General features: G+C 27.5%; 9 protein-coding genes and 1 pseudogene. 2 read left to right on the top strand and 8 right to left on the bottom strand.

The genetic code is table 11. The features are described from left to right. Window positions 1-431 precede the first annotated feature (431 nt). From MBCUT_RS08545 to MBCUT_RS08575, 6 genes are all read right to left on the bottom strand, one after another. On the bottom strand, window positions 432-1,187 hold the full coding sequence (locus MBCUT_RS08545; RefSeq protein WP_067260262.1) for an MIP/aquaporin family protein: 756 nt from the start codon (window positions 1,185-1,187) through the stop codon (window positions 432-434). Window positions 1,188-1,567: 380 nt separating this feature from the next. After that, window positions 1,568-2,338: an MIP/aquaporin family protein gene (locus MBCUT_RS08550; protein WP_067260263.1), complete on the bottom strand. Its 771-nt coding sequence runs from the start codon at window positions 2,336-2,338 to the stop codon at window positions 1,568-1,570. A gap of 117 nt (window positions 2,339-2,455) precedes the next feature. Further along, a complete protein-coding gene (locus MBCUT_RS08555; protein WP_067260264.1) occupies window positions 2,456-3,955 on the bottom strand; it encodes a DUF2193 domain-containing protein in 1,500 nt (499 codons plus the stop codon). Between the two features lie 1,384 nt (window positions 3,956-5,339). After that, window positions 5,340-6,518, bottom strand: a complete 1,179-nt coding sequence (locus tag MBCUT_RS08565) for an NAD(P)/FAD-dependent oxidoreductase (protein WP_067260271.1) — start codon at window positions 6,516-6,518, stop codon at window positions 5,340-5,342. 266 nt (window positions 6,519-6,784) lie between these two features. Then, entirely contained in the window at window positions 6,785-6,949 is a 165-nt protein-coding gene (locus MBCUT_RS08570; protein WP_067260266.1) for a 4Fe-4S binding protein, read from the bottom strand. 540 nt (window positions 6,950-7,489) lie between these two features. Continuing rightward, window positions 7,490-8,095, bottom strand: a complete 606-nt coding sequence (locus MBCUT_RS08575) for an acyltransferase (protein ID WP_067260267.1) — start codon at window positions 8,093-8,095, stop codon at window positions 7,490-7,492. A 439-nt stretch (window positions 8,096-8,534) separates the two neighbouring features. Here MBCUT_RS08575 and MBCUT_RS08580 point away from each other — a divergent pair, with 439 nt between their 5' ends. Then, complete coding sequence (locus MBCUT_RS08580) at window positions 8,535-9,665, top strand: ATPase (protein WP_245634979.1); 1,131 nt, start codon at window positions 8,535-8,537, stop codon at window positions 9,663-9,665. A gap of 162 nt (window positions 9,666-9,827) precedes the next feature. Then, window positions 9,828-10,121: a hypothetical protein gene (locus MBCUT_RS08585; protein ID WP_084270780.1), complete on the top strand. Its 294-nt coding sequence runs from the start codon at window positions 9,828-9,830 to the stop codon at window positions 10,119-10,121. Between the two features lie 66 nt (window positions 10,122-10,187). Here the strand turns inward: MBCUT_RS08585 and argH are convergent, their stop codons facing one another. Further along, window positions 10,188-11,615, bottom strand: coding sequence for an argininosuccinate lyase (gene argH / locus MBCUT_RS08590; RefSeq protein WP_067260269.1), 1,428 nt, complete (start codon window positions 11,613-11,615; stop codon window positions 10,188-10,190). A 636-nt stretch (window positions 11,616-12,251) separates the two neighbouring features. After that, window positions 12,252-12,600: pseudogene (locus MBCUT_RS08595) on the bottom strand (hypothetical protein); the annotation flags it as partial.

Here is a 12,600-nt window from a genome sequence, read left to right on the forward strand (position 1 = left end):
ACAATAAAATATAAAAATTATAATAACAATTCAATCAAAAGAACAAATGATAAAAAAAACAGCAAAACAAAGCTATTAACCAAAATACGTAATCAACTAAAAAAAATAAAGAAACTGAACTCAAAAAGGCTTGTTATGACATATATCACCACACAAAAACATTACAATACAAAAATTCAAACATGGTTTCTACAAAGCCGATATATAATACTTTGTATAAATATATGCTTAAATTTAAATCATTGTTCACTGAACTCGTAATTATGGGTCGGCTTCAAGTCATTAAAAAAAACTGTTTGCATTAGTATATAAAATTATGGGAAAATAAGAATTTTGGTCACGATTCAAAATAAGAAAAAATAATTTAAAATTAAAAAGGATATAATGTCCATTTTAATGTTAAAATAGCTAAAATGGAATTATTTAAGTAATTATGCTTCAACTACATTAGGGTTAGCTATATAATCATATAGCAATGCAGCTATTATCCCACCTACAATTGGTGCAATTAGGAAAATTGTATAATTACTCCATAATAAATTACTAGGATTTCCAACTAAAAAACTTATTAAGTATGGGCTTAAACCTCTTGCAGGATTAATACATCCACCAGTAAGAGGACCTAAGAAAGTTAAAGCTATACCAATAGTTAAACCAATTGAGAGACCAGCAACACCAGGATCTGCTTTTTTATCAATAGCTACACCCATTACAACAAGTACCAAAAAGAAAGTACCTATAAGTTCTGCAAAAAATGCTTGCCAATAGCTAATACCTGTTGAAGGAGCATTTGCCCCCAGAGAACCTATACCTGCTCCAATGTCAACTCCAAAGATCACAAGAACGCATAAACTAGCTATTATAGCTCCAATAAACTGAGCTATTATATATCCACATGAATCTTTCAATGACAAATTCTTGGTTACAAGTAGTCCTATTGTAACTGCAGGATTTATATTTGCCCCAGAAACTTTAGCAAATACATATATAACAGCTATTGCTGTTATTCCAAATCCCAAACTAACTGCCAACCACTCTGAAAATCCGCCTAAAGCACCAATAGAACCAGTAGGTATGTATTGATGTACCAACCAGGCTGCACCAACTGCAGATCCTGTACCAAAGAATACTAATAAAAATGTTCCAACAAGTTCTGCAAGCATTTTTTTACTTAAATTAAACTCCATGAAAATACTCCCTATTAATTTAAAAATAAGACAACAATTATCTAAAATATAAATATAAACAATTATCTAAAATATAAATATAAACAATTATCTAAAATATAAATATAAACAATTATCTAAATATAAGATATATCTAATGTTTTATTTTTATTATTTAAAATATACAAAATTTTTATCTCAGTAAGTTATTAATAATCTAGTATATAATAACAATTTAAACATGATAATAATTATCTTCTATTATATATATAATTATTGTTCGAATATTATATAGGTGTATCATTATATGGATTTAAAAAAATAATAAATAACTTCATATGAAAAATATGAAAATAAAGAAAAATTTAGTTAATGTTAACAACCAAATTAATTTTTATTTACTATTCTCTAAATGGTTGAGGTAGTTCACAAACATCCGTTCCTTTAGCTAGATATGCATAAAGAAGAGCTGCTGTGATTGCACCTAAAATCGGTCCAATTAAATATATTGGATAATATATCCAAAAATTAGTTCCCCCTGCAAGTAAATCTAATAAATAAGGACCAAATGTCCTTGCAGGATTTATTGATGCTCCTGTAAATGGACCAAGAACTGCAATAACTGATACTACAGTGAAACCAATAGATATTCCTGCAAATCCAGGATCTGCTTTTTTATCAACAGCTACTCCCATTATCACAAACATTAAGAAAAATGTTCCTATAAATTCTGCAAACATTGCTTGGAAATAGCCAACTCCTAAACCTGGAGCTGTTGCACCAAGCCCCCCAATAGATACAGAAAGATTTCCTAATGTGATAAATAACGCTGAACTAGCTAATATGGCCCCTATAACTTGAGCTATTATATAATAGCAAGTATCTCTTCCAGAGATATTTTTTGTTACAAACAACCCAATTGAGACTGCTGGATTTAAATGAGCTCCAGAAATTTTACCTAACATATAAATACAAGCTGCGACTGTTAAACCAAATACTAAGGCAATAGCTATCCAATCACCCATACCACCCAATACACCTATTCCTACATCATTTGGATCTATGCTATTTGTAAGCATTAAAGTTATAACTGCTGATCCAGTACCAAAGAATACCAACATGAACGTTCCAATAATCTCAGCTAAAGCTTTTTTTCGTATTGAACAAACCATACAATCATTCCTGCACTAAATTAAATAATTATATTATTTTTATATAAGTATCCCCACTAACAAATTATATAGAAGTATCTCTACTGACAGTTTACAATACTTATCTCCAATGAATAGCTATATTGCTTCTTTCCATTGACAATAGCTATGTCTGAAATCAACAAGAGCGGCAGATGCGCAATTTTTGCAAGCTCTTACTGGAGATGCAGGAATTTCTTTATGAAGAGCTGTAATATTTGTCATCATAGTGGCTGTTATAGGTTCACTTGTAAGTAAGCAAGGATAATCAGCAAGTCTCATTAAGGAGGAGAATCTTACAGAAATTGCACAAGCAGGATAAGTATATCTTTGAGGATTCATGACCACCTGATGGTTTCTGATTGGATCTAGATCAACTTCAAATCCATTAGCAGTTGGTTTTAATTTTTCTGCTTCACTACTTCTCATCCTTCTTGCCTTATCTAAGTATCCCCATCCTCTATAAATCATGTCCATAAAGTCACAGTTGTGTAATTCTGCTGCAGCACCTCTAGTTGGAAATTGTTGTACAAAGTTATGAAATCTTTTAGTTAATAAATCCACAATCATTATAGCATTCATACCATCCAATTCAAGAATATATTCTACTGCAGAAGCAGAAGAACCAGTAGCTAAAGATAAAACATCGTATTCTGATTTAAAATTTCCTAAATTGTCATTTAATGCTTTATCAATCACTTCTGTTGTTGCTTCAATTATTCCCATAATCATATCATCTTTACACATGTTATAGGTTGATTGAGATATGTGATGAGAAATATCCCCAACACAATAGGCAGGAATTGTAAGAATATTACCATAATGTACATTATCCTCTACAGCAGCAATCGTTGTGTCCCTCATTTTATTTTTATATATATCCATATATTTTCTTACATCAAATGAAATTTGCCCAGCATCATCCATAAGTTCTGCTTGAGCTTTAACAGGTGTTTCATATATTTTTTTAATTATAGATATCTCTTTTTTAACTGCTTCAGTAGCAGTATCTCCAAATTCTAAGCTATTTGCAAATATTTCCCCAAGTCCATAAGAAGTATTCATTGCCCATGATTTAGCAGCTAAAATAGCTTGTTTATGATTTTCAGGAATTTTGGTTTCAAGTAAAATTTGATTTACTACATTACTTGTACTCCCAGGGATAAGTGCAAAATCAACTACACAAGTAGGGCCATAGAATCCACCATATCTTCTAATAACCTCTTTTCCAATTAATGCTTCACAATCATCAATTGTATCTATGAATTTTTTTAAACTATTATGGAATGATTCATCTTCTTCACAAAGTATTTCAAGAATCGCAGGTGTTTGATAATGCTCAACAAACGGATCATCTTCAGGTCTTACTGTATCAGTTAAGCCAGATAAAGCGTTAAAATGAGTATTAACTGAGCTTACATGTAAATCTATAACAGATTGGGCTTGACCCTCAATAGCTATCATTTTATTAGCTACATCCACATAAGACTTTGTGTCCTTTAATTTAAATTCTTTTCCCCTATTTTTTTTAACAGTCTCAACATCAGCTCTCTGTGCAGCCATTGATTCATCAACCATTTTTTTATATATTTCAGACATATTGTCACCTCATATATAGCTAGTTTTAATAAAAACTCAATTAGTCACATCTATTATATAATATTTTTTCAGCTATTATAACATATTATGTATTTATAAGAATATATAATTTTCTTTTTATGTATTATAGAAATAATACAATGTTATTAATATGTATTATATAAAAATAGTATTATCATTAACATTATTATGCCTATATGATTACTAAGTTAAAATTCTAATATTATTACTTCATTTTAAAATCATTTGAAAAATACAACATTAAAATATCAACTAAATGTTTTAAGTATTTGATAAATATATTTCCTATAATTAACATGACCCTTTTGGCTGGGAAATGATTATTTCTAATTTTTTGTATTTTTCTTTATTAAAATCATTAGTTTTGCATATAAGTTCATATATATTAGTTATATAGATTAATTGAATTTTTTTGTGAAGTTTTAATGTTTTTACATAAAGATAAAATTGATCAGATTTTTTTAATTCCTACTAATTTGTTAGACTTGATTCCTGAGGAGTATACTCATTTTTTTGTGAAAAACTTGATGAATCAAATTGATTTTGATGATATTCATTCTAAATTCGTTGAAACTGTAGGTATACGTGCTTATTCTAAGCGTATATCAACCAGATTAGTCAGTATGACTTCTAATTGATCATATTCATTCTTCCAGTAAAATTGCTAAATTAGTTGAGAAAAACTTGGTTTATATATAAACAGATAAAATGATAAACCTAGCTATCATACCATTATTAATTTTAAGAATGAATATGCATCATTAATTGAAAAATTTTTACTTTTAACCATTGGTGTTTCAAGAGAAGCTGAAATGGTTAAATTAAATGCTTTAGCTATTGATGGCACCACAATTACAAAAAAGAATACACACATTCATCAACAACCCCAAAAAACACTAAATAAGCAAATCCCAACACTAAACAAAAAATAAGAAAAAATTCATAACAAACACAAAAATTTATTTCCCAACCAATCGATGAATCACTAATTGAAAAAGAACAAATAATATCAAGATTAGTGATTTCAGAGGTTATAACCTTTTTAAACATAAAATTAAAAGCAAGTAATGAAGTAATAGAAAGAGCATATCACCAAATACACAATTACTATGAAATCATAGAAGATCATTATTTTTATGATAAATGACTTGAAAAAATTCTTAAATATAATAATAAAGAGTTATCATTACCTGATTGTATTTATATAGCAGTCATGAAAGAATTAAGAATAAAAAAATAGTTACTTTTGACAAACACTTTAATAATAAAGAAATTGAAATAACAGAGCATTGAAAATTATTTATTTATTCTTGCATCAAAGCTTGTTATAACATCATGTACATTTAATGTAATATTAAATAATCTAAAATAATTTCCCTAATTTTAATAAAGCTTTTGGAGAAACCTTTATCAATTTTTTAATCAGTTCTGTGGTACTAATTTCTTCAAATTCAACATTTTGGAAGGCATCAGCTATTGAATCAAGTTCACTATCAGATAAAGAAGAAAGGTAATCTTTAACTTTTAGATATTTATTCAGTTTTGATCCTAATTCTTCTTGACATTTTTTATCATAAGCAGATAATCTTTTTGCAGAATAATCTTTTTCAGTTATAGCTTCAGCAGCTACTTTACCTGCAAACATTCCACATGTCATTCCACTGATTATTCCTCCACCAGTTAAGGGATTTACTTGTCCTGCTGCATCTCCAACCACAAGAACATTATCATCAGACATCTGTTTAATCATTCCACCAACAGGATCTCCACCGATATTAAGTTCCACAGCTTTTGCATTTTTAGTTGCTGGGCAATTATCTACAAAGTCAAGTAAATATTGATAAGCAGTTTTATCTGTTTCAGTAGCTATTACAGCTAAACCTACATTGGCAATATCATTACCTTTAGGGAAAATCCATGCATAACCACCAGGAGCAAGGCTACCAAAATAAAATTCTAAAACATCAGGATCTTCCATCTCAACATTACACATTTCAAATTGAACACCAGATTCCATATTTTTAGCTTTAGTTCCTGTTTTAATACCTGCCCATCGGCCTACATGAGATTCTGGACCATCTGCAGCTATTATAATTTTAGCTTTTATTTCAAATAGCTCTCCCATGGTTTCACAAGTAACAACATAGCCACTACCTTCTTTTCGCATACCTTTAGCCAATGTTTTGATTTTTATGTCTGCTCCTGCCCTTCCAGCATCCATAGCCATGAACTTATCAAAAACTTTTCTCTCTAAAATGTAACCTGCCTCAGGAAGTTTTATTTCATCATTTAACCAGACATCGGTTCCATTTGGTGCAACTAACCTAATCCCATCTATTTCCTTAACTGCCCATCGTGGATCTGGTTCAATTCCCAATAATTTTAATCCTTCTTTAGAAACTCCTTCAGCACATCTTTTTGGTGCACCAATCTCTGATTTTTTTTCTACTAATATTACTTTTGCTCCACCTAATGCTGCATGTTTTGCAGCTGTTGAGCCAGCAGGTCCAGCACCTATTACTAACACATCAGTTTCAATCATAACAATCAACCCTATCTTATTATCCATAATCATTACTCATCCCAATGGGACTTAAACAAGTAATACTTAAGATATTAATTTTCTACAAATAGTAAATTTATAGTTATCAATTTTATATAAAGACTAAATTTCTAACTATTAATTCTTATTATAAACTTATTATAAATATTAATTTCTAATATAAAGACTAAATTTCTAAGTATTAATTCTTATTATAAATATTAATTTCTAATTTAGTAAAACTCTAAAGTTATTAATTCTTAATTTTAATTCTTTTCTAGTGCATCTATAGGACAACATTTAACACAAATTTCACATTCTTTACATTGTTCATCATCAAAAACCAAAACTGTTTCCTTTACCTCAATTAAGTTTCTTGGACATACCCCAGCACACTCACCACAGTACATACACCACTCTTTAACAATCATAAAATAATCTCCTGATAAAACTTAAAGTTTGAATAAATAAAATCATTTAAGATTTAATATAATTTAATATTAACTCAATGAATTATTCATATCACAATAAAATATATTTAATAATAATTCAATGAATTATTTATATCATAATAAGTTAGTTTTTTCTTATATTTAAACCTTAGCTACATATAATATAGATTCAAGATTTAAAGAAGTTAACTATAATATTATTGGAAAAATCATTATTATATAGTTAGTAATTAATTTTAAATATATTACAACTGTAATTTGTTTATAACTATAATTTCTTAGGGGGTTTTGATAGTTAGTTTTTTATGAGTTTCTAATTAAAATATTATTTAGATATTTTTTATATAAACATTGAAATCATATGGATTTTACTGATATGAACTCTGAATTCTTAGAAAAAGGGATCTAATCATGATTATATTAAAAAAAGATAAAAAATTAAGGTAAATTCCATGAAACAATTTTTACTTGTTAAAAATCGAAATAATAATAATAATAATAAATAGTATAAATATATAATTACAGCATATTAGGCACTCTTAAAGAACTAGGCAAAGGCTTAATTTTAGCTGGTGTTCCAATAGCTAAATAATATGGAGGTACAGTCCTAGTAACAACAGCTCCTGCAGCTACAATAGCTCCTTCCCCAATTTCAATATTTGACAAAAATGTTGTGTTAGCCCCAATAGATGCTCCTTTTCTTATTTGAGGACCTTTTAAATCATATTCTACCCTGACAGGATATCTATCATTAGTGAAGCAAGCACAAGGACCTATGAAAACATTGCTCTCTATAATACTATTTTTTGGAATATAAACATTAGATTGGATACTTGTTCCATCACCAATGGTACACTCTCCTTCAACAACAGTATTAGTACCAATTAAAACATCATCTCCAATTTTAGTCTGTTCTCTAATAACTACATTATGACCTGTTTTGAAATTGTCTCCAATTACAACATCGTTATAAATCACAGTGTTTGAACGAAGCAAAAGATTTTTACCGATAATTGGTGGCTGACTAAATCTTTTATAATTAACTCCCAACTTAATATTATCATTAGCTAATTCAGAAGTTCCTTCATCAGAATCATCCTTAAATAGTCCTAAAAAGCCAGCCATTTTATCATCCACAAATTTCCTATAAATACAATAACAACAGAAATTATAATTTATTATAAACATGATATTAATTAATTTAATCATAATTTATTATACACTTAACATTAATATCCTTCTAAACATAATTTACTATAAACTTAACATTAATATCCTTCTAAACATAAATTATTCTATAGTTAATATTAATATTCTCCTAATTATAATTTATTCTATAGTTAATATTAATATTCTCCTAATTATAATTTATTCTATAGTTAATATTAATATTCTCCTAATTATAATTTATTATAAATAACTATGATTAATTAAGTATATATAATTATTATTTGATATAAAAATATCTTTTCATTTTCATCTTTAGAAATCATTTATAAAAAAATATCCTTATTGAAGACAATATATAATTAAATTATATAATCTCAAAATCGATGGTGAAATTTTGAATTTTAATAAACAAACAATTAAGACACATATCAAGAAAATCAGGAAAGAAATAGGTCATGAAGATTCTGATATTAATATAATAGAGTTAAAATTTAAAGAAGACAAAAAAGAATTATGGATCATAGTTCCAGATCGTCCTGACAAATCAGCTATTATCGGAAAAGGAGGATGGGTTGTTGGAAGACTAAAAGAAGAGCTTGAAATAAATAAAATCCATGTAGAAAGCTATTCCGACTATATTTTAAAGAAATATCAAATGGAACTATCTTTAAATGCGATTGATTCATTTATTTCAAAAAATCCTCAAAATAAAAATCCCTTAAACAATTTAAAAAAGCTTTTAGAATTAAGAATCAACGATATTTATGAATTTGATTTTAATAGCTATTTTAAAACAATAGATGATAACCACGAGAAAAAACAAATAGAAAAAAATCATCAAGCTATTGTAGCAATATCTGGAGGTGTAGATAGTAGTTTCTCATTGATTCTAGCTAAATATTTAGGTTTTAATCCAATAGCTATTACAGTTGACCCTGGAACCATTATACTCCCTAATCAATTTAGAATTAACATAGATAACCTATGCAAAAAATTAAAGGTTAAACATGAATATCTAAAAGCAGACTCTAAAGAAGTCATAGAAAATGCATTAGCTGGGAGATTTCATCCCTGTGGGCGATGTTCTAACATAATCGAAGAAACTTTATTTAAATATGCAATAAAACACAATATAAATATTGTCATATTCGGAGATATGCTATCAACAGGATCTCAATGCATAACAAAACACAAAGCTGATTGTACTGAGCTTAATAATAATTATAAGAGCAAAAATGAATACAATACACTCAACAGCTACCAAAATCATGAACTTTCTGAACTATACAGATTGAATTTACCAGCTACTCTTTCCATAGGAAAAGAAGAGATAAAAAACACGACTAAATATTTTAATATTAAATCAATACCTGGTTTTGGTTGTCCACTACTTTTTGAAGTTCATAAAAAATATCCCCACATGAAAAAATTTTCAATACAACGAATTTTAAGAGAAACACGATCAGGAGCATTAGAACCAGGACAAGCATTAGATTTAATTTGGAGTTTCTATAAAAAAAGCTAGAAATGAAAAATAAAAAGGGAAAAAACTAGAAAAAATAAAAATATCTTAAAAAACTGGAAAAATTAAAGAGGAAAAACTAGAAAAATTTAAAAAGATGAAAAATAAAAGAATAATTAATAATAATCCAAATAGAATTAGAAAAATAGTTAAAAAGTGATTAAAATGAAAATATGCCCTAGATGTGGCTCAACTAATGTTGATTGGATAATTCCTCAAAACTGGTCTTTATGGGTATGTAAAACTTGTGGTTATACTGGCCCTATCATTGAAGGAAATAAGAGAATAGCTGAAGAGATAAAAAATGACTACGAAATAACACTAAAAAAAGAAAAGAGAAAAAATAAATTAAAAAAAGAAAATGAAAAAGAAAATTATGAAAATAAAGATAATAATGATATGGAAGAAGATTTAACTGATGAAGAAATTGATAGAAGATTAAAAAATCTAGATATTTAAACTATTAACAACAGAATAAATTTATGATTATGTAAAGATTTCTTACTTTTTTTTACTTCTCAAAACTCACATTTCCAAAGATTTCTTACTGAATTCTTCTTTTAAAAAAGATTTCATGTTATTACAAGCTAATTGAACCATTTCAGGAGAAGGGCCTCCCGGAATTTTTCTCATTTTAACATTTTCTAATGGATCTAGTGCTTTTTTTATTAAATCATTGTCTAATTCCAATTTATCGTAATTTAAAGAAGTAACAACATTATCTACAAAATGAGAATCAATATCTTCAGTAGCAATATTCTCTTCAATAGCTATATTAACTATTCTACCAACAATTTTATGAGCTTGTCTAAATGGAATCTTCTTTTCTCTAACCATAATATCTGCCAAATCAGTTGCAGTTGAAAAATTAGCTCCAGATAGCTCTAAACATCTATCTTTATTAACAGTTATTGATAAAGTCATCTCAGTTACAATTTTTAAAATATCTTTAGTTACTTTAACAGAGTTCCAAAGATGAGGAGTTAGTTCTTGTAAATCTCGGTTATAAGTATAAGGAATAGCCTTTAAAATACTAATTATTGTGACAAGTTCTCCAGTGACCACAGTAGATTTAGCCCTAGCTATTTCAGCTACATCAGGATTCTTTTTTTGAGGCATTATAGAAGAAGTTGATGAGAATTCATCAGATATATTAATTATCCCAAATTCATAGGTACTCCAAAGCACCAATTCTTCGCATATCTTTGATAAAGTTGTATTTAATGTAGTTAAATCAAAAACAGTTTCACTTATAAAATCTCTTGCTGATACACCATCCATTGAGTTTTCCATGTAACTATCAAAACCTAAAAGTTTGGTGGTTAGCTCCCTATTTATAGGAAAACTTGTGGTGGTCATGGCAGCTGAACCTAATGGATTTTGATTAACCCGTTTATAAGTATCAGCTAGTCTTTCATAATCTCGTTTCAATGATTGAGCATAAGCCATTAAATTATGAGCTATTGTAATAGGTTGAGCATGTTGAAGATGAGTATAGCCAATTGTAACAGTTTCTTTATGTTCTTCAGCTAACTCCACCAACCCTTTTATAAATTCCAAAATAGCTATTTGAATTTCTATAATTTTTTCCCTGAGTGTTAATCTTAAATCAGTAGCTACCTGATCATTTCTTGACTTAGCTGTGTGCATAAAACCCGCTACCCTACCTCCAACTAATTCAGTAACATAATTTTCAATTGCCATGTGAATATCCTCAACCGAATGATCAAAATTAAGGACAGCATAACCTTCATCTTTAAGTTTAAGTAAAGCTTCTAATATTTTATCCGCTATTTTTTCATCTATGATTTTTTCTTCCTTCAACATCAAGACATGAGCAAAATTACATTTAACATCTGCATCAAAAATATACTTATCAAATTCAAGAGATGAAGCAAATTCAGCAGCATCTTCCGTCATTTTCTTATTTAACCTTCCACTTCGTAAATTCAAAAAAATACACCCTATCAATTGATTATCCATGAAAATTATTAAAAAATATGAATTGTCTTTTAATAATTACCTTAATTAACACTTGATTTTATTATTTTTTAATAGTTATATTGCTGGACATTTGATTTAAAAATAATATTAAATTTTTAATCAAAAATTATTTTATTTATAAAAATAATGATTAACATGAATATTTAAAAATATTATAATTTTGAGAAGTTTTATCCAATAATATATAACAAATTTTTCATTTTTATAAGATTAAAAATCTTTGATTTTTTAATAGTTATAAAAAATTTAATTAATCTGAAATTTAATTAAAGATATTTAATATTTAGATTATCTAATTATTTATATGATTATTTTAATTTATTTACTTATATAATTTTATTATTAAAAATAAGATTATGAAAATAACATTAATAATAATATAACTAAATTATATATACTTCTTTAATTTTCAACCTTAATCTTAAATCCCTAAACCCTATCTACTCAAAAAAGTAATTTAACATATCTCCAGATTTAAAGAAAATGTAAAAGTAAGTATCAATTAATAATTTATGAAAAGATAAAAGTGTAAAAAAGTATGTATTAAAATTTCAAAAACATAGATTTTATGGTTCAATAGAGGATTTAGAGTTTCTCTATTTTTTCTATAGAGAGTTTTGTGAATTTACTTATTTCTTTTAGTGGAACATTTGCCTTTTTCATATTCTGTGCAACCTCAATTTTTCCATTTTCAATTCCTACCTTTCTCCCTTTTTCTAATCCTTTCTCCATTCCCACCTTTCTTCCTTTTTCTAATCCTTTCTCCATTCCCACCTTTCTCCCTATTTCTATTCCTTTTTGTGTTGATGTGTATTTTAGGGTTATTTCGTCGTAGTGTGCCATTTCTCGCATTTCATACATTCTGTAGTCTTCATCATTCATGGATATGAGGTCTAGTTTTTTTTGTGCTTTTTCTATGGTTTTGTTCATTTTT

Source organism: Methanobrevibacter cuticularis (assembly GCF_001639285.1).
Classification (GTDB): Archaea; Methanobacteriota; Methanobacteria; order Methanobacteriales; family Methanobacteriaceae; genus Methanobaculum; species Methanobaculum cuticulare.